The sequence below is a fragment of the Gilliamella sp. Choc5-1 genome, from assembly GCF_001690595.1.
GTDB lineage: Bacteria > Pseudomonadota > Gammaproteobacteria > Enterobacterales > Orbaceae > Gilliamella > Gilliamella apicola_M.
Genome location: NZ_LZHH01000111.1, coordinates 87508 through 106923, shown reverse-complemented (window position 1 = coordinate 106923; position 19416 = coordinate 87508). Strand labels below are relative to the sequence as shown.

At 34.2% G+C, this 19416-nt stretch carries 14 protein-coding genes and 1 pseudogene; 5 read left to right on the top strand and 10 right to left on the bottom strand.

The window, feature by feature from the left end; genetic code table 11:
• Window positions 1-377, bottom strand: a 377-nt coding sequence (locus tag A9G35_RS10115) for a DUF4123 domain-containing protein (protein WP_141673856.1), incomplete at its 3' end; no start/stop codon positions are given.
• Between the two features lie 827 nt (window positions 378-1204).
• Window positions 1205-1894 (bottom strand): endonuclease, encoded by a 690-nt coding sequence (locus A9G35_RS10110; protein WP_065636751.1) that lies wholly within the window; start codon window positions 1892-1894, stop codon window positions 1205-1207.
• 565 nt (window positions 1895-2459) lie between these two features.
• Here A9G35_RS10110 and A9G35_RS10105 point away from each other — a divergent pair.
• Window positions 2460-4629: pseudogene (locus A9G35_RS10105) on the top strand (Tex family protein); the annotation flags it as partial.
• Window positions 4630-4915: 286 nt separating this feature from the next.
• Window positions 4916-6466 carry a hypothetical protein gene (locus tag A9G35_RS10100; RefSeq protein ID WP_065636749.1) on the top strand — a complete coding sequence of 517 codons (1551 nt, stop codon included), beginning with the start codon at window positions 4916-4918 and terminating at the stop codon, window positions 6464-6466.
• A gap of 75 nt (window positions 6467-6541) precedes the next feature.
• On the opposite strand, the gene A9G35_RS10095 is transcribed toward A9G35_RS10100, so the two are convergent.
• The 8 genes from A9G35_RS10095 to A9G35_RS10060 all read right to left on the bottom strand — a co-directional run bounded on the left by A9G35_RS10095 (window position 6542) and on the right by A9G35_RS10060 (window position 15871).
• Entirely contained in the window at window positions 6542-7408 is an 867-nt protein-coding gene (locus A9G35_RS10095; RefSeq protein WP_065636756.1) for a YjjW family glycine radical enzyme activase, read from the bottom strand.
• The gene (locus A9G35_RS10090) at window positions 7383-8924 is read right to left on the bottom strand and encodes a YjjI family glycine radical enzyme (RefSeq protein WP_065636748.1); all 1542 of its coding nucleotides are present in this window, start codon (window positions 8922-8924) and stop codon (window positions 7383-7385) included. The genes A9G35_RS10095 and A9G35_RS10090 overlap by 26 nt, the downstream gene beginning before the upstream one ends.
• A 231-nt stretch (window positions 8925-9155) precedes the next feature.
• Window positions 9156-10457, bottom strand: coding sequence for a pyrimidine-nucleoside phosphorylase (locus A9G35_RS10085; protein WP_065636747.1), 1302 nt, complete (start codon window positions 10455-10457; stop codon window positions 9156-9158).
• Between the two features lie 147 nt (window positions 10458-10604).
• Window positions 10605-11000, bottom strand: coding sequence for a cytidine deaminase (locus tag A9G35_RS10080; protein WP_065636746.1), 396 nt, complete (start codon window positions 10998-11000; stop codon window positions 10605-10607).
• A 50-nt stretch (window positions 11001-11050) separates the two neighbouring features.
• Window positions 11051-12226 (bottom strand): adenosine deaminase, encoded by a 1176-nt coding sequence (gene add / locus A9G35_RS10075; RefSeq protein WP_081300197.1) that lies wholly within the window; start codon window positions 12224-12226, stop codon window positions 11051-11053.
• A 295-nt stretch (window positions 12227-12521) separates the two neighbouring features.
• A complete protein-coding gene (locus tag A9G35_RS10070) occupies window positions 12522-13763 on the bottom strand; it encodes a nucleoside permease (protein WP_065636744.1) in 1242 nt (413 codons plus the stop codon).
• A gap of 116 nt (window positions 13764-13879) precedes the next feature.
• Complete coding sequence (deoD, locus tag A9G35_RS10065) at window positions 13880-14596, bottom strand: purine-nucleoside phosphorylase (RefSeq protein WP_065636743.1); 717 nt, start codon at window positions 14594-14596, stop codon at window positions 13880-13882.
• A gap of 42 nt (window positions 14597-14638) precedes the next feature.
• Window positions 14639-15871, bottom strand: coding sequence for a phosphopentomutase (locus A9G35_RS10060; RefSeq protein ID WP_065636742.1), 1233 nt, complete (start codon window positions 15869-15871; stop codon window positions 14639-14641).
• 384 nt (window positions 15872-16255) lie between these two features.
• Between A9G35_RS10060 and murB the strand changes: the two genes are divergently transcribed.
• The 3 genes from murB to birA are packed head-to-tail and all read left to right on the top strand — an operon-like array spanning window position 16256 to window position 19396.
• Window positions 16256-17266 carry a UDP-N-acetylmuramate dehydrogenase gene (gene murB / locus A9G35_RS10055; protein WP_065636741.1) on the top strand — a complete coding sequence of 337 codons (1011 nt, stop codon included), beginning with the start codon at window positions 16256-16258 and terminating at the stop codon, window positions 17264-17266.
• Window positions 17267-17325: 59 nt separating this feature from the next.
• The gene (locus A9G35_RS10050) at window positions 17326-18468 is read left to right on the top strand and encodes an MFS transporter (protein WP_065636740.1); all 1143 of its coding nucleotides are present in this window, start codon (window positions 17326-17328) and stop codon (window positions 18466-18468) included.
• Window positions 18443-19396, top strand: a complete 954-nt coding sequence (gene birA / locus A9G35_RS10045) for a bifunctional biotin--[acetyl-CoA-carboxylase] ligase/biotin operon repressor BirA (RefSeq protein ID WP_065636739.1) — start codon at window positions 18443-18445, stop codon at window positions 19394-19396. Before A9G35_RS10050 ends, birA begins: the two co-directional genes overlap by 26 nt.
• The last annotated feature ends 20 nt before the right edge of the window (window positions 19397-19416 follow it).

Below are 19416 nucleotides of genomic sequence, written 5' to 3'. Positions count from 1 at the left end.
AGGTATTCGCCATCCCAGTAGCGAAAAAAGACTGTTTCGCCATCGGGCATTATGGCTTGGGTTAAGCTGCGTAAATGCGCGCAGATGTCTTCAAAGGGTAAATGAGAGCGTGCTAACCAGCCCCAGTCCTTATACTCGGTGTTGTTTACCCAATCTAAAAAAGGGCTGTGCTCATCAAGCCTAACTAGCATAGGCATTACTGAAAACCAGTGCTCGTAAGGGGTGCCAGTATAAAGGCCATAAGGCGTTTGCGAGCCATCGGTAATATAGTAGTTTTTAACGGCTTGCGCATCACTGACGTTAGAAAGCACCGCATATAAAGGCATGGATGAGGTGGCGGTGATGGTGCGCCAGTTAGCTAGTGGCATATCTAACATAATATGCTTACTCCATGAAATAAAACAAAATAATAATTAACATTATGATTTATCAATATCACCAACAACATCCCCACTATAGAACTGTTAAGAAATCGAAAATAAATGTATTTTCTTATTTAAAATACGTTATTTTTGTTATTGAAACAATATTTTTGAACAATATTATTTCAATAATCTTTTTTTAGCGCTTATTTTTGTATAAATTATTTTGTTTATTTAACATCGGTATTATTGATATAATTTATTAGGTTATTGCTTAACTAACTAAATTATAAATAATTTTAATATTTATCTTTGGTGTTATTTTTTTATAATGAATAGACTATAGAAATTCCTTGCGTTGTTTACCGTAATTTGAAAAATTACTGTTATAAATCCCCATAAAAAACAGAATTAACGCCTGTCACAGACACACGATAAGGGCTGATACCAAAGGTTTACCTTGACTTAACAATCAAACGAAACAGCAAACTAGAGAATATTTACTTTTAACTACCCATTTGATTTTTATTGTTTTTATACATAAACGTGGTACGCTCCTGAAACTTTTTGACAAAAATGGGGCGTCTTTGTTTGTTTAGACAAATGTTTGTTTAGATAAATTGCGTGATACAAGTTTTAAATTGAGATGTGGCATAATCAGCCAATATTTAGTGATTTAAAAGAGAGAAAACTAAAATTGAAACACTTTATTAATTTTTATAATACGGTTAAACCGCATAAACCGCATAAATAAATTTCAGGCAAAACGCCTTATGCATTTTTAGCGGATTATTTTAATTATGGTGTGTAAATAGTACGATATTTTCCTACATGTATCGAAATTAATTGCATTGCTCAGTAATGAATTTGTTATCATTACCCTGTATTTTTGCTATATGCTTATTACGCTCACATTCCCATTTTTCAGGTGGGAACATTTTATCCCAAGCAGCCATTAATTTTTTTTCCTGATCAGATAAATTAATTTTATATTTGTCAGACATATAAAGATATGTACGTGCTATCTTTCCACGAATTTTTTCTCTTGGTTGAAATTTACGCGTTTTAAAATCAACGGCTGTTTTACAACTTCCATATTGATTAAATTCTTTAGTGAATTGCGAGTAGTGATAATTAGAGCGATCGCCATTTACTTCGCCGATTGATGGTTGCAGATTATGCATATCTCCTTCCATTTTGTTGAATGTTATATCTTTCTTGCAATTTTTACGTCCCCCATCTTGCCAACATTGTAGATGTCGCCCAAAATTTTCAGCAGGCATTACATGTTCCCATTCAATGCGTTCAGCTCTAGCTTGGTTTTTACGTGGTTTATAACCGCATTTAGTAAAATTAATGGTACCTTTTTTATTGTTAAAACTAAATTCGCATCCACAATAAAATTCGGTTTGTTCAGGGTTTGATTTGTATAGCTTAGTTAGATGTGTTTTAGCTGAATTAAAATTCTGTGCTGAGTAAGTAAAGAACGGAGTAAGACAAAGCAAGGTAGCAATATTTTTCAAAAAATCCATTTAAAATAAATTCCAAAATTATAAAAACTAATATTTTCAGATAAATGTATTGATTTTTAAGTAGGTATTGTTACAGCAATCATCATCTGAAGAACTTGATAAGGTAACTCCAATCTAAAACGAGGGCTCAAGGAAAAGAAAAGTAAATTTTAATTATATTTCTTTTACTACTTTTTAGTTTCCGACTTTTTAGTTGTATTCAAAATAGAGAAAGACCTCTACAGATAAGTCTAAATATATCAACTTAATATTTAAAAATCAAGGTAACTATATGGCAATTATATGGATTAACACGATCGGAAATCCAGTAATGAGCTGATAATCAAGGCAATTTTAAATCAAAATATTACAAACGACTTATTGAAGCCGAAAATTTAATTATAGAATCTAATTTGAAACGGTATAGAGTCCTGAATATTTTTTACAAAGTTTTCACTTAACAAGTACCAGTTATTTAACACGTTATAGTAATATTTCTGCAAAAAGAAGAAAAAGCTTACCGAATTGCAACAAAAAGGTAGATAGGTATATAATTGCGCTTTGCTTATAATTAGATAAAAACATCATGATAAATAATCAAATTAGCCATATTATCGCTGGTGAACTTACTGTAAAGCCAGAACAAGTGTTAGCTGCAATTCAGTTATTAGATGAAGGTAGCACAGTTCCTTTTATTGCTCGTTATCGTAAAGAGGTAACAGGAGGGCTTGATGATACCCAATTACGAACTCTTGATAGCCGATTGAGTTATTTAAGGGAACTTGAAGATCGCCGGCAAACCATTTTAAAATCAATCGAAGAACAAGGTAAATTAACACCTGAATTAAGTAAAAGTATTAACTCTACACTTAGCAAAACAGAACTTGAAGATCTCTATTTACCTTATAAACCCAAACGCCGTACTCGAGGTCAAATTGCAATTGAAGCAGGTCTTGAACCACTAGCTGATGATTTATGGCAAAATCCTTCATTAAATCCAGAAAACGAAGCAGAAAAATATTTTAATGCAGATAAAGGCATTACCGATACTAAATCTGCCTTGGATGGTGCTCGTTATATTTTAATGGAGCGATTTGCTGAAGATGCCAATTTATTAGCAAAAGTACGTCATTATCTTTGGAATAATGCTCATTTAGTTTCACAAGTAGTGAGTGGTAAGGAAGAAGAGGGCGCAAAATTCCGAGATTATTTTGCACAAAGTGAACTGATTTCTAAAGTACCGTCACACCGTGCTTTAGCAATGTTTCGAGGGCGAAACGAGGGCTTTTTACAACTTTCCTTAAATGCCGATCCGCAATTAGAGCAAGCGCCAAAAGAGAGTTATTGTGAACAAATTATTACTGAATATTTAGGTATCCATTTTAACGATGAACCAGCAGATAAATGGCGAAAAGCAGTAATTAATTGGACATGGCGCATTAAAATTTTAATGCACATGGAAACCGAGCTGATGACTACGCTTCGAGAACAGGCCGAAGAAGAAGCGATTAATGTATTTGCTGCCAACTTGCATGATATGTTAATGGCTGCACCTGCTGGTATGAAAGTCACCATGGGTATGGATCCGGGGTTAAGAACAGGCGTAAAAATAGCGGTTGTTGATGCAACAGGTAAATTAGTTGCGACTGAAACGATTTATCCGCACACAGGTCAAGCGGATAAAGCAGCGATGGTTATTGCTGCGCTTTGTGTTAAATATCAAGTTGAATTAGTGGCAATTGGAAATGGTACAGCTTCGCGCGAGACAGAACGTTTTTATTTGGATGTTCAAAAAAAATACCCAGAAGTGAAAGCGCAAAAAGTGATTGTTAGCGAAGCCGGCGCTTCGGTTTATTCTGCATCAGAACTAGCAGCGCAAGAGTTTCCTGATCTTGATGTATCTATTCGTGGTGCAGTTTCTATTGCTCGGCGTTTACAAGATCCATTAGCAGAACTTGTTAAAATTGATCCTAAATCGATCGGAGTAGGTCAATATCAGCATGATGTAAGCCAAACTCAGTTAGCTAAAAAACTTGATGCTGTGGTTGAAGATGGCGTTAACGCAGTTGGTGTCAATTTAAACACCGCCTCAATGATGTTACTTGCGCGTATTGCTGGTCTAAATAAAGTTATTGCGCAAAATATTATTGATTGGCGTAATGAAAATGGACAATTTACCGATCGTAAACAACTATTAAAAGTTTCGCGCCTTGGTCCTAAAGCATTTGAACAATGTGCAGGTTTTTTAAGAATTATGGATGGTAAAAATCCACTTGATGCTTCAGCCGTTCACCCAGAAGCTTATCCTGTTGTTGAGCGAATTTTAGAGAAAAATGGAAAATCTTTAAAAGAGATTTTAGGTGATAGCAATTATTTAAAATCACTTAAAGCAATTGATTATGTGGATGAAAATTTTGGTGTGCCAACAGTAACGGATATTATTAAAGAACTTGATAAACCAGGACGAGATCCAAGACCTGAATTTAAAACTGCTCAGTTTGCTGAAGATATCGAAACAATGGAAGATCTAAAACTCGGTATGATTATGGAAGGTGCAGTTACCAATGTAACCAATTTTGGTGCCTTTGTTGATATTGGTGTTCATCAAGATGGTTTAGTGCATATTTCGGCCTTATCAAACAAGTTTGTTGATGATCCAAGAACCGTAGTAAAAGCAGGCGATATTGTTAAAGTTAAAGTGGTGGAAGTTGATATTCCACGCAAACGTATTGCGTTAACTATGCGCCTTGATGATCCTGCATCATCGACTAAGCAAGATGATAATCGTATTTCAAAAAAACACACTCAGTCTAACAAACAAAACAATTATAATTCATCGCTGAGTAACAGTGCGATAGGAAATGCGTTTGCTGCAGCATTAAAGAAAACTAAATAAAAATTTTTATAAATTATGGGACAATAGTCCCTATTTTGTAATCAGCTGCGTTGAATTATAGCCATTTTTATATTGAATATTATCAATATACTTTTAGTTATTTTTTAACTAAGCTATAAAATAATATAAAGGGAATATCAAAAATAATGAAAAAATATTTGAATGTTGTTTTGCTGACATTAACAATTATGCTGTTAGGATGTGATAAAAACGAAATAAAATTAACAGAAGAAGTTAAAGCAGAATTGGAAGATCAAGACAAACCGATCTGTTTTTATCTAGGTAAAGTAACATTTCCTTATCTTAAAAAAGATCTTAGTTATCCTGCAAATGAACGCTCAGAAGTTTGGGTAAATAATGAATTAAATCGACGGTTAGAGATTTTTTCAAATTTAGGTTTACTAGAGCGTTCATCAGATGCTAACAATCAAACAACCACCTATCAATTAGCTAAATTAAACAGCGATACGATATTTAAAAAAGGTAGTTTTTGTTTTGGGCAACTGAGTTTAGATTATCTTGTTGTTAAGGATAATAAAAATGGTGTAAACCCTTTTGCAATGGTAACTTATACGATTGAGCAAATTCCTTCTTGGGTTAATAATGATATTTTTAAACAATATTTTTATGCACGTGAATTAGATAAAAATAAATTAAATTATCATGTTTATTATAGTTATCCTCGTTTAATTAACGGGCAATTTCCGAAGAAAATATCGTCCTCAATTAAGTTAGCCAAATTAGTGAATGGTGAACTAATCTTTAATAACGAAGATTCGATAAAGCATTCATATTTTTATAGTAAAAAAGATGATAAATGGGATCGAGGGCATTTCACTTATGCATATTATGATACGGCAAAAGCAGCAGAAATCAGATATGATTTTGTTATGTATAATCAAATGAATAATGATTGGGGAATAGAGCCAGATTCCGTATTATTTTCAAAAGAAAAACCAAAACCATCAGCAAATTTAGCTCGTTCAACGAACTTAGTTGTAATGTATTATTATTTTGATCATGCACTGACCCAAAATCGTATTAAGTCGGCAAAAGGACATATAAAAGATAAGTTATTAGATCAGTACTCAAAATTGCTTAGCGAAAGAAACGATTTTGCTTTTGAAATGAATTTTGATGAAAATGGATTAGTTTCTTATTTTGCTAATATCATTAAAAGTTATAGTTATAAACAAAAACGTATTATTGCATCTTCTGACGATGTAAAAGCGGAACGGACAACTTGGAAATTCTATGATTATTTTACCATGTCTTTGCCTAGCCAAGATCAAAATTATCTCAATCCGTTCGCAACCAATAAGTATGAAGAAACAGATGTATTTGATATTTTTCAAGCAGACTATAACACAAAACTTATTCAAACAGGGGGGGATTTAGATAAGCTTCGTTCAGTTTCCGTTGGCTATGATGATGAAGACAAAATACTATATTTTAATAATAATATGACATTTCAATACAATAATAAAAATCAGTTGATTTCAAGGGTGATTGATAATGAAACTTATACTATGGAGTATGATAAACAGGGTCAATTAATCAAAATAAAAAAATATATTGGTAATAAAAAGAAAGCAAGCCTTGAATGTCAGTTTTCTAAACACAATCAAAAAGGTGATTGGACAGTCAAAGAATGTAATGATCGAAAGATAACAACTCGAACTATTGAATATTATTAATAGCTATTGCCTAATGAGTAAATAAATAACTTCAAAAATTGGCAAGTAGATAAAGTTACCATAGACTTAAAAAAGTCACAAATAAACACTAGGTAATATAATCTGTTGTAGATTATATTGTTTTAATTGTTCTGCAAACTGCTCTACTTGTTGTTTATTGGCAGATAGCCATGTTTTAGCGATGCCATGTACGCCATGATTATGAAAGGCATTAATTCGAATTCGGATATTGGGATCTATATCAATTAAGAATTCAGCAATATTTTTTGCGTTATCTTGTAGGTCGGTCTGTTTAGGAATAACTAAAAATCTGACCTCATATAATTTATTAACTTTGGCAAGATATTTAATTGTCTCTTTTACTCGTAGATTGTCTCGTCCTGTTAGTTTTTTATGTATATTATTATTCCACGCTTTAAGATCAATCATTGCACCGTCCATCGTGCTTGTTATTTTTTGCCATCCTGTCTGTGTTAAGTAACCATTACTATCAATAAAGCAAGTAAGATGGTTTAAATCGTTGGCTTGTTTTATTGCTCTAAATAGATTTTCAATAAAAGGAAGTTGCATAGTGGCTTCGCCCCCACTAAGGGTTATACCATTTAAAAATGGCAGATATTTTCGGATAATTGTTAATATATCTTCAACACTATATTTATAAGTCATTGGTGTTGAGTTATGAACGCAAGTATTAATACAAGTATCGCATTGTTGGCAAACCGAAGTTTGCCATATAACATGATGATTGTTAAAACTTAATGCTTTATGTGGACAAGCATAAACACAATCACCACAATCCTTACATAATGATATTGTGTAAGGATTATGGCAGTTTAAGCAACGAAAATTGCATCCTTGTAAAAATATGACTAGCCGATTGCCTGGTCCATCAACACAAGAAAAGGGTAATATTTTATTAACGATTGCCCATGACTTGTTCATGACTAATAACTCTTGGCTTTCGGCATAAATAACTATTGTTTTTAACGTCATCAGCAGCTTCTGCGCCTAAAAACGTTGTGTTAATTCGTGATCCTTCTTGTTTATACTTTTTGATGTCGGATAATCTAACCATATAACCGGTTACTCGAACCAGATCATTGCCACTAATATTGGCTGTAAATTCACGAAAACCTAATTTAAAAGCTGCTTTACAAATTTGCAGTAATGCTGATGGATTATTTTTGATGGTTTCATCGATAGTCAAAATATCACTAATGCCCGATGTGTAGTAATGATGATGTTTAAACAATGCCATAATGTGAGTAACGGGATCAGGCTCATGACCATAAGGAATTCGTAGACCTGGGGTTGCACCTCTATCAGTACTGATTCCTGATTGTGAGTGTAACATAGCCTTTCCTTTCCAAGCATTTTTTATTGTGTGGTTATCAATAAATTTGGCAATGAGTTGGGTAATGGTTAATGCCAGTTCATTAGCTTGCTCGTCAAAACCATAACGCCCTGCTAGATTTGCTTTTTCTTGCAGGATATTGACCGCTTCAGCCATGCCAAAAATACCAAACATAGGGGCAAATCGGTTAGGATCGATTAATCCTTCTTGAACTAAAAAACTGCCATTAAAAAAATTGGATTGATTATAAAGAAAGTCCGATCTTGCTTGAATAAGATTAAATTGTAACTGACAATAGTAAGGTAAGGTATTTGTCAAAAAATCCTCACTATTTTTACTGCGTAATGCTACTTCTTTTAAATTGATTCGTGAAAGCGTACTTCCTCCGCCGGCAACGGGTAGTGAATTATAGCAACTTACTACGCCATATCCTTGGTCATCAAAATCTTTTTTGATCATATTATTGTTTGCAATATGAGGTTTGCTTGTTTCACAAATATTTTCTATTGCGACTAATAATAGTGATTCTGGTGTAATGTCTTCATCATAGATAAAGGTTAAATTAGGTGCAACTTGTTTAAGCTCTCTATCTACACGTAAGATTACCCGACAGATAATATTATCAGTTGGGCCAATATTGGCATGCATAAACGCATCGGGCAAATTACGATCAAGCATGATCCAAAAACGCTTTAATCGTTGATAAATTTCATCTTCAGTAAGATTACCAATGTAAGGAAGTAAAATTTGATCTAAGCATCCTAAATAAACAGGCATACCTGTTACCGAAGGAACATGATGATAAGCAATAGTTAGCATATTTAGTGCATCATCAAAAGTCTTGGCAGGTTCAAGTTCAAGCCATTTTGAACCTTGTTGTAAGAATTTAGCATAATCAGGGAGCACATAGCGTGGTTTATATGGAGCGTGCCCCTCATACATGTCACAAATAACACGTTCATCTAAAGCTTTTTGGGTTTCACTATCAATATCAACATAAGGCAAATTATTTTCTGCTGCTAGTGCGAGCAAATTGGCTTTTTGTTTTGGTGACAAATTTGGGTCGGTCACGATTTGATAACAACTATTTTGAAATTCTGTCATGTGAATGTTAACCTCGATACTAAAAAATATAGTTTAATTCTAAATTTTTACCAATTTATTCTTTGTTAGCAATAAATTACTTTTGTTGATTATTCAAATGTTAATGGGTGATCAAACTTATTTTGCAAAATTAAACATATAATTATTAATTTTATCATCCTCAATTTGATCACCATTTTTTATTAAATCTTAAACAATACTGATGTTTTTTAAATCTGCTTGCTCAATTAGTTATTGTGTAATGATTTTATAGATGAGCTGAGGCTCTTTTGCACTATCACTAATTGTAATATTGTCATAAAGTTTTTGTTTGATTGCATCAATCTTATCGGTACTGGCATGGATCGTTAACAATGCTTCACCTTCGGTCACTTTATCGCCCACTTTTTTATGTAACACAATTCCAACAGCAGGATCGATAATATCTTCTTTAGTTGCACGGCCTGCACCTAATTGCATAGCAGCAATACCAATTTGATCAGCAATGATTCTTGAAACATAACCTGATTTAAGTGCAGGTAAAGCAATTTGATAAGGTGCACTAGCCAATTTTTCAGGGTGATCAACAACTGAGCTATCCCCACCTTGTGCTTCAATCAGTATTTTGAACTTCTCAACAGCTTTGCCATTTTTAATAACTTCTTGAAGTTTTGCTCTGGCTTCTTCTAATGTTTTGGCTTTATTAGCAAGTACAACCATTTGGCTGCCTAATGTTAAAACTAATTCAGTTAAATCAGCAGGGCCATGACCTTTTAAGGTATCAATAGCTTCTTTTATTTCAAGCGCATTACCAATGGCATAACCAAGCGGTTGTGACATATCAGATATAATTGCCATGGTTCTACGGCCAATTTGATTACCAATATTTACCATTTCGTGAGCTAATTTTTCAGAATCGGCCATATCTTTCATTAGCGCACCATCACCGGTTTTTACATCAAGTACAATAGCGTCAGCGCCGGCTGCTAACTTTTTACTCATAATTGAGCTTGCAATAAGCGCAATAGAGTTAACCGTTCCTGTAACGTCTCGTAAAGAATACAACTTTTTATCTGCAGGGGTTAAGTTGCCAGATTGACCAATAACGGCAAGCCCTTTATGATTAACTTGATCGATAAAATCTTGTTTACTTAATTCAATTTTAAATCCTGGAATTGACTCAAATTTATCGGTAGTGCCACCAGTATGACCTAAGCCACGTCCAGACATTTTGGCAACAGGCACATCTAATGTGGCAACAAGCGGTGCAAGTACGAGTGTTGTGGTATCACCAACGCCTCCAGTTGAATGTTTATCAACTTTAATACCTTGGATTGAAGATAGATCAACCGTATCGCCTGAATACATCATTGCGCTAGTTAAATCCGCACACTCTTTTGATGTCATACCTTGATAGTAAATTGCCATTAATAAAGCACTAACTTGGTAATCGGGAATAGTACCATTAGTATAGTTAGTAATAAAAAATTGGATTTCTTCAGTAGTTAAAGGGTGTCCATCACGTTTTTTTTCAATAATATCTACAAATCTCATTATTTTTCTCTTTTAAATCAATAAATTAATTTTCTTTACTTATACCAATGAGCGTGTTTAGTTTTTGTCGAAAATTATCGAGTTAAAAACAACACTAAAAATAAGCATAACATTATATTTTTTATCAACTTTGTTTCAAAAACAAAATTAATCTAAATCACTTGGTGAAAAAGACCAAGGTAATAATTCTCCTACCGTGGTTTCTTGAATTTTACCATTCATATTGGTTAAAATTACTGGCATATCTTTAGCACAAAATTCACTAATCACTTGACGACAAGCGCCACAAGGTGAGATAGGACCTTCGGTATCGCCAATCACTACTAATTTTTTAAATTTCCTTTTCCCCTCAGATACCGCTTTAAAAATAGCCGTACGCTCCGCGCAGTTAGCTAGTCCATAAGAGGCATTTTCAATATTGCAACCTAAAATGGCTTGGTCATCTTCGGTGATAAGCACAGCCCCAACCTTAAATTTAGAATATGGCACATAAGCCTTAGCTCGTGCTGTTTTAGCTAATTCAATTAATTTTTCAATTTTCATATTAATAATCCTTCTGTCTTAATCACATTATTTTGTGGGTGCTTGTAGATTTATACATCAAAACCTAAGTTGTCTAATAATATTTGATATTCTAAAAAGCGTTCAACAATTGCTAGATGATATTTTTTGTCATTGATACACCTTTTTAACAACTGCTTATCAGCAGATGTAAAACAAGCAAAAACCTTTTTAATTAACTGGTTTTTAACTGAATTTTCAACAAATGCAGCTTGAATGCCGCACAGTGTGATATCAAGCAATTCTAATCGTGAAAATGCAAATATAGATTGAGCGATGTTATACTCTTTTTCTATATCAGTACCAAAAATCCCTGCATCATCGGTATTTAGTGTAATGCGCACACCTTGGTCATAAAGCTGCCTGATGGGATGCCGATAAATATCGCCATGCAGCTCATTAACTAAAATTCGATTGCTTGTTAAGGCAATTTCGAGGGTGATTTTTTTATCAATCAGTTCACGAATAAGTGTTTTGTCTTCAATAGCACTAATGCCGTGTCCAATTCTGTTTGCACCATGCTTAATGGCTTGAATAATACTTTGGGCTGAATCTATTTCGCCGGCGTGATACGATTTTTTTAGATTAAGCTCAGTAGCCAATTCATGAGCATCTTTAAAATCATCAAAATGACCTGCTTTTTCATTACCAGCGATATTAAAACCAGTAATAAATGGGTGAGGATTATTTTCAATGAATCGCAATGTATCGTAAACTACGCCCGCACCAAGATGCCTCACACCAATGACATGATAACGTACGGTAATATCATATTGCTTACGAACGTCAATAATTGCCTTATCCATCTGCTTTAGTGTTTGCTGAAATCTATCTTGATTCCAAACAACGTATCCATCATGGGATTGTGTTGCACAGATGTGAAAAGGGGATATAAACAGCTCGCAATAAATCAATCCTTGTTTAGCATTTCTATTAAGAAAATCGTAAGTAATTAAATAATAATCCTCTGGATTTTTTAGAAAGCTAGAAACAACATCATATGTTTTGATAAATTCTTCAAATTTAGATTCGTCATATGAATATCTACCATTTTTATACTCATTAGTATCATATTGATCGGGCTGGTAACATAAACTTTTAGGGAATGGAATATTGTTTTTTTGAGCTAATTGGTGAGCCATCACAGGGGTAATACTTCCTTCAATGTGCTCATGTAATATGACTTTAGGTATTATTTGATTGTTCATTTGGCATTTAATTTATTTAAATGAGCTAAGTGTGCTCTAGTAACAATGACATAAAAAATTTATTAAAAAGTTCAAAATAGCACACTAACATTATGAGCTATAACCTTAGTTAGTTTACCCTGATAAGGTATTTTTCTACTATTTATTTTGCATCACTTATTTATTTTTTGTGCGACAAATCATACTTTTTAACTTTAACAATTAAAGTTGGTTTGTTGATAACCCAAAAGGCAACAACCGATATTGTTGCTTTTATATTGGTAGTGTTAAATTTAACCTATCACACAATAATTGATTAATTAATGTTTTCGTTAGAATTTTCGTTTTTAAATATCAACGCAAATACGACGGCTAAAATCAAAGAATAGCCAGCAAAAATAAGCCAAACTGTTTGCCAGTCAGTAACGTTTTCAATCGTATAATATTCGACTACATAGCCACTGCTTACCGAACCTAAATAAGCGCCAATCCCATTAGTCATCATCATAAATAGACCTTGGGCACTATTACGAATATTAGGGGAAACAGTTTTATCAACATACATTGAACCAGATATATTATAAAAATCGAAAGCACAACCATAAACAATCATTGAAAGAAGAAGCAATACAAAACCGAAAGGAGACGGATTGCCATAAGCAAACAAACCAAAACGAGCAACCCAAGCTAGCATACTAATTAACATCACATATTTAATGCCAAGGCGTTTCATAAAGAATGGAACGAATAGAATAAATACTACTTCTGAAATTTGAGAAATTGACAACAATACTGATGGATACTGAACAGCGAAGCTATTTGCATATTCAGGAATATCTTCAAATGAACGAATAAAAGGATTACCAAAAGTATTAGTGATTTGTAAAATACCGCCAAGTAATATTGCAAATAAGAAAAAGATAGCCATTCTTGGTTGTTTAAATAAAACAAACGCATCTAACCCTAAAGAAGTTATAAGTGATTTTTTTTCTGATTTTCCTTGAGAAGTTGAAATGAATGGTAAAGTAAGGGTATATAGGCTAAGTAAAATAGAACTTAATCCAGCAATATATAGTTGCATATTACTTAATTCTAATTTTAAAAAGCTCACTAGCCACATAGCAACGATAAAGCCAATTGTGCCAAATATTCTTATGCTTGGAAATTGTGTAATAACATCTAAGCCTTGCGATTCCAAGCAAGAGTAAGAGATAGAGTTGGAAATTGCAATGGTTGGCATAAAGGCTAAACAATGAATTAGCATAATAATAAACATTATAAAAGGTGATGTTATTGAAGCTGCTATAAATAGTGTAGCTGCACCGATCAAATGACAAATCATATATAAGCGGTTAGCAGGTATCCATCTATCCGCTACGACGCCGAGTAAACCAGGCATAAATAGCGATGCTATGCCCATTGTTCCATATATAGAACCGACAGCAGTACCACTAAATTTTAAGGTTCCCATCATATAAGAACCGAGGGTAATAAGCCAACTTCCCCATATAAAAAATTGTAGAAAAAATACTATTTTAAGTTGTATCTTGGTATTCATTTTGTTCCCTTATTAAACAAGATCTTTATAACCTATTACACATAAATATAAATAAAAAATTTGTATCACTATCAATATTGATAAGTTAAAAAAAATGGCAGTTATTCTGCCATTTTTTAGTTCTGATTTAATAAAACAGATTCCAACGCGACGGTGATCATATCTTTAAAGCCTAGTTGTCGCTCTTGTGCTGACATGGCTTCGTTTTTGCGGATATGGTCTGAAACCGTACAAATAGCCAGTGCTTTTGCGCCATATTCTGCAGCTACGCCATAAATGCCGGCGGCTTCCATTTCAACACCTAAAATATTGTATTTTTCCATCACATCAAACATATCAGGTTCAACACTATAAAAAAGGTCGGCAGAAAATAGATTACCTACTTTAACATTTACACCTAATTTTTTAGCAGCATTAACAGCATTACAAGTAAGATCAAAATCGGCAATAGCTGCGAAATCATGATCTTTAAAACGTAAGCGGTTGACTTTTGAATCGGTACAAGCGCCCATGCCAATAATAATGTCGCCAAGGTTTACATTTGGACTTATAGCACCACATGAACCAACACGGATGATGTTTTCAACACCGTAAAATTTAACTAGCTCGGTTGCATAAATAGAGCAAGATGGAATGCCCATGCCATGCCCCATAACTGAAACTTTTTGTCCTTTGTAATAACCAGTAAAACCTAACATAGATCTTACATTAGTGACTTCTTGGGCGTTTTCTAAAAACGTTTCTGCAATAAATTTTGCTCGAAGTGGATCTCCAGGCATTAAAACGGTTTTTGCAAACGCATTATCAACGGCATTAATATGCGGGGTAGACATTAAATTCTCCTGATATTTGTTACTAAATTGGCATGACTTCAATTACTTCTTTTTTATAAACGATTTACCGTAATCCATTGGCGATAAATCAAAATAGTCAGCAACGCTTTGCCCAATATCGGCAAACGTTTCTCGATGTCCTAAAGAACCCACAGGTACACTGCCACCATAAACAATGACAGGAATATGTTCACGAGTATGATCAGTACCTGCCCAAGTAGGATCGCAACCATGATCGGCACTAATAATAAGCAGATCTCCAGGCTGAATTAACGCTAACATTTCCGGTAGACGACTATCAAAATATTCTAATGCGGCGGCATAACCAGAAACATCACGACGGTGACCATAAGATGAGTCAAAGTCAACAAAATTGGTAAAGACAATAGTATTATCTTTAGCTTGTTTTATTTCCTCAAGTGAGGCATCAAAAAGTGCTTCAAGGCCAGTTGCTTTAATTTTTTTGGTGATGCCAACGTGTGCATAAATATCGGCGATTTTACCAACTGATACTACCGTGCCGTTTTTTTCATCAACTAATTTCTTAATCACGGTTGGTGCAGGTGGTTCAACGGCAAGATCGTGACGGTTACCAGTTCGTACAAATTCGCCTGCTTTTTGTCCAATAAATGGCCTTGCAATAACACGTCCAATATTGTAATTGCCTTTATTTAGCTCATCACGAGCAATTTCGCAAATTTCATAAAGCCTATCTAGGCCAAAAGTCTCTTCGTGGCAGGCAATTTGGAATACTGAATCAGCAGACGTATAGAAAATAGGTTTATTAGAAGCCATATGCTCTTCACCAAGTTCATCAAGGATAATGGTTCCAGATGAATGGCAATTACCAAGATAACCAGGAAGTTTTGCGCGGGAAACAATTTTATCTAAAAGATCTTGAGGGAAGCTATTTGTGGTATTAGTAAAATATCCCCAGTCAAAAAGTACTGGCACACCTGCAATTTCCCAGTGTCCTGAAGGTGTATCTTTACCAGAAGATATTTCGCTAGCATAACCATATGAGCCAATAATTTCACCTTCAGTTTGCATACCTTTAGGGTAATCACCTGAAGATTCATAAGCGGCTTCAATTAAGCCTAATTGACCTAAATTTGGTAATTTTAATGGCCCACTGCGCCCTTGTTCAGCTTTACCTAATGCACAAGCTTCGGCAATATGACCTAAAGTGTTAGCCCCTTGATCGCCATATTTTTTGGCATCTTCAGCACCGCCGATCCCAAACGAATCTAGGATCATAATAAAAACTCTTTTCATAATATCCTCTAATTGATAGACAACACTTAACTTGAGCACAATAAATATAATCAATTACAGCCAGTCAAATATTGGTAACTATCTTGGTGCTAACAATAATTCATAAAACATTGCTCAGCTAATGGTTATATATGATAACAAAAAACAAAAAATATTTAAGCATTGCTTTATCAAATATTTGATTAATTAATGTAATGAATTTGATCTTACTCACACTTTTTATAAAAAATTCAAAAGCATTTATGACCAAATTAAGTTATTAAATAACATTAGTCATGTGCTAATATAGAAGCTAAATACAATAGGCTATAAACCATAAAAAATAATAGATAAAACCGATTTGCGCTTTGGTGTCTGCTTTCAAAAAAGTAAAGGTAGTGATTAATGAAACAAAAAATTCCTAATACATTTGGTTTAACTGTTTTTGCTAAAAAAGTTGTTATTGTCACGACAGTTGAACAATTACAACAAGTTTGGCAAGATAATATTCAAAATTATCCTATTATGATTATTGGCCAAGGCAGTAACACGCTATTTACATGTGATTTTGACGGTATTGTTATTGTTAATCGCATCAAAGGTATAACCATTACCGAAACAGAACAAGCATGGCATTTGAGAGTTGGTGCTGGTGAAATTTGGCATGATCTAGTATCAACAACCATCAAGCAGAACATACCTGGACTTGAAAATTTAGCATTAATTCCTGGATGTGTAGGTTCGGCACCGATTCAAAACATTGGTGCTTATGGGGTTGAGTTTCAAAAAGTTGCTGATTATGTGGAGTTGCTTGAACTAACTACAGGCAAAATCATCACTGTAACTGATGGTCAATATGGATATCGTGAAAGCATCTTCAAAAAAGCATATTTGCAAGGTTATGCTGTTATCAATGTTGGTATAAAATTATCAAAACAGTGGCAGCCTGTTTTAACTTACGGTGAATTACGAAACTTTGACTCACAAACAGTCACCGCAAAAATGGTTTTTGATAAAGTGTGTGAAATCCGCCGTAGTAAGTTACCCGATCCCAAAGTACTTGGTAATGGTGGTAGCTTTTTTAAAAACCCAGTGGTCGATAAAATTGTTGCTGATAAGTTACTTGAAATTTACCCAACCATGCCAATATATCCACAAGCTAATGAGAAAACCAAATTAGCCGCAGGTTGGCTTATTGAACAGTGTGGCTTAAAAGGCTACCAAATAGGTGGAGCGGCAGTGCATCAACAACAAGCATTGGTTTTAGTTAATAAAAATCAAGCCACAGCGCAAGATGTAGTTGAACTAGCGCGTTATATTAAAAAATGCGTAGCACAAAAATTCTTGGTGAATTTATCACCAGAAATCCGATTTATTGGCAATCAGGGCGAAATTAACGCAGACAGTTATTTATAATTAGCACCAAATTATAATTGCCTGTAAATTATAGCTTATAAATTATATGCGATAACATTATGAAACATTCGTACTCATTTCCTATTTTATTAACCAGTTTACTCTTTGTGACTATCTCGTTGTCGGCATTAAACACACAAGTACCATTGTGGTTGGTGCGTAATGAGTTTTCGCTTGGGCAAATTGGGCTTGTAGGATCAAGTTATTTTACAGGTAACTTGATTGGTACTATTTTTGCCAATTGGTTTATTAATAAATTCAATGCGCGTCACACTTATACCTATAGTTGTATTATTTTTGCAGTAGCAACAATTGGGCTAGGTTTTTCAATGAATTTTTATAGTTGGATAATGTGGCGATTTTTTATTGGTATTGCTTGCGCTGTAACGTGGGTGGTTATTGAAAGTTGTATATTGCTAACAGGTCCAGTTCGTACGCGTGGAAAAATGCTTGCAATATATCTAACCACTTACTATTTAGGCACGGTTTTAGGGCAAGCTTTGTTGCAGTATTTTCCAGAAGATGTATTGTATTTTGGGTTAGTTATCGCGTTACTGATGGGGCTAGCGATTTTATTTATTTTGCTCACCCATTATAAATTACCTAAAAGGAAAAAAAGCAGCTTTAACATTATGCCAATGATATTGAATAAGCCTTCTCGACTAGGCTTAACTGGTTGCGTAATTGCCGGTATGTTAATTGGATCATTATATTCGCTTTTACCAGCTTATTATTCACACTTAGGTTATAGTGATATTCAAGTTGCAAATTGGATGATATTACTGATTTTATCAGGAGTGATTGCACAAATGCCTGCTAACTGGTGTGCAGACAAATTTGGACGGCAAACAGTATTACTCATCGAATCACTACTCATGTTGATTGCATGTATTATGCTGATATTTAATTGGTGTGATGTATTAGCAATTATCCTATTAGGCGTAACCATTTATACCATTTACCCAATATCTATGGCTTGGGCATGTTCGTGTGTTAAAAAACAAGATATCGTTGCCATGAATCAAGCCATGCTATTAACTAATACTTTAGGCAGTTTAATTGCACCGGCTGTGATCGCCTTTATTATGGATAAAATGAATAATGCTTATTTATTTGTCAGCTTTGCTATAATCTCGTTATACTTCATTATGCTGTTAATTAAAAAAAGAGGAACGGATGCGCAACCACAACAATCCACTTAAATTAATTGAAATACTTGCAGATGGCAAATATCATTCGGGCGAAGAATTAGCAGTAATATTTGGCATAACACGCGCAGGCATCAATAAATACATTAAACAACTGCGTGAGTGGGGGCTAGAGTTATCATCTGTACAAGGCAAAGGTTATTGCTTGTCAGCTCCGCTTGATTTGCTAAGTAAAAACAAAATTGATCTACACTACCAATCCGATAGCCACTGTGAAATATTACCGATTATCGATTCGACTAACCAATATCTACTGGAACGAATTGGTCAATTAACATCAGGCGATTGTTGTGTTGCCGAATTTCAATCAAAAGCCAGAGGGCGAAGAGGGCGGAAATGGTTTTCACCTTTTGGCACTAATCTATACTTTTCAATGTATTGGCGACTAGAACAAGGCGTAGCGGCGGCAATGGGGCTGAGTTTAGTGGTCGGCATTGTGCTTGCCGATACCTTACGGGCATTATCAGGTCAAGATATTAAAGTTAAATGGCCAAATGATCTTTATCTTAATGACCAAAAGTTAGCTGGTATATTAGTTGAGCTTGCCGGTAAAACTGGCGACTGTGCCCATGTTGTGATTGGTGTTGGCGTCAATTTAACCATGACAAACCCTGATACCACCATAGTTAACCAAAAATGGGCTAATTTAGGCAATGTTGATCGTAACTTATTAGTTTCGCAGGTTGCCAAAACCTTAAAAAGCCAATTAATAGAATTTGAAAAACATGGTTTAGTGCCATTTATTAATGATTGGAATAGACTAGATAACTTTGTTAACCGTCCTGTAAAACTATTAATTGGCGATAACATTATTCGCGGAACAGCAAAAGGTATAAATGACCAAGGAGCCTTATTGTTAGAACAAAATGGCAAAATTAATGCCCATATTGGTGGCGAAATATCACTAAGAATGGATAACTAATAACCCAAAATCATTAAAAA

Excerpts from the sequence above, each read along its gene's own strand:
- A9G35_RS10110 (WP_065636751.1), bottom strand. The coding sequence starts at position 1,894 with ATGGATTTTTTGAAAAATATTGCTACCTTGCTTTGTCTTACTCCGTTC.
- A9G35_RS10100 (WP_065636749.1), top strand. The coding sequence starts at position 4,916 with ATGAAAAAATATTTGAATGTTGTTTTGCTGACATTAACAATTATGCTG.
- A9G35_RS10095 (WP_065636756.1), bottom strand. The coding sequence starts at position 7,408 with ATGAACAAGTCATGGGCAATCGTTAATAAAATATTACCCTTTTCTTGT.
- A9G35_RS10090 (WP_065636748.1), bottom strand. The coding sequence starts at position 8,924 with ATGACAGAATTTCAAAATAGTTGTTATCAAATCGTGACCGACCCAAAT.
- A9G35_RS10085 (WP_065636747.1), bottom strand. The coding sequence starts at position 10,457 with ATGAGATTTGTAGATATTATTGAAAAAAAACGTGATGGACACCCTTTA.
- A9G35_RS10080 (WP_065636746.1), bottom strand. The coding sequence starts at position 11,000 with ATGAAAATTGAAAAATTAATTGAATTAGCTAAAACAGCACGAGCTAAG.
- add (WP_081300197.1), bottom strand. The coding sequence starts at position 12,226 with ATGAACAATCAAATAATACCTAAAGTCATATTACATGAGCACATTGAA.
- A9G35_RS10070 (WP_065636744.1), bottom strand. The coding sequence starts at position 13,763 with ATGAATACCAAGATACAACTTAAAATAGTATTTTTTCTACAATTTTTT.
- deoD (WP_065636743.1), bottom strand. The coding sequence starts at position 14,596 with ATGTCTACCCCGCATATTAATGCCGTTGATAATGCGTTTGCAAAAACC.
- A9G35_RS10060 (WP_065636742.1), bottom strand. The coding sequence starts at position 15,871 with ATGAAAAGAGTTTTTATTATGATCCTAGATTCGTTTGGGATCGGCGGT.
- murB (WP_065636741.1), top strand. The coding sequence starts at position 16,256 with ATGAAACAAAAAATTCCTAATACATTTGGTTTAACTGTTTTTGCTAAA.
- A9G35_RS10050 (WP_065636740.1), top strand. The coding sequence starts at position 17,326 with ATGAAACATTCGTACTCATTTCCTATTTTATTAACCAGTTTACTCTTT.
- birA (WP_065636739.1), top strand. The coding sequence starts at position 18,443 with ATGCGCAACCACAACAATCCACTTAAATTAATTGAAATACTTGCAGAT.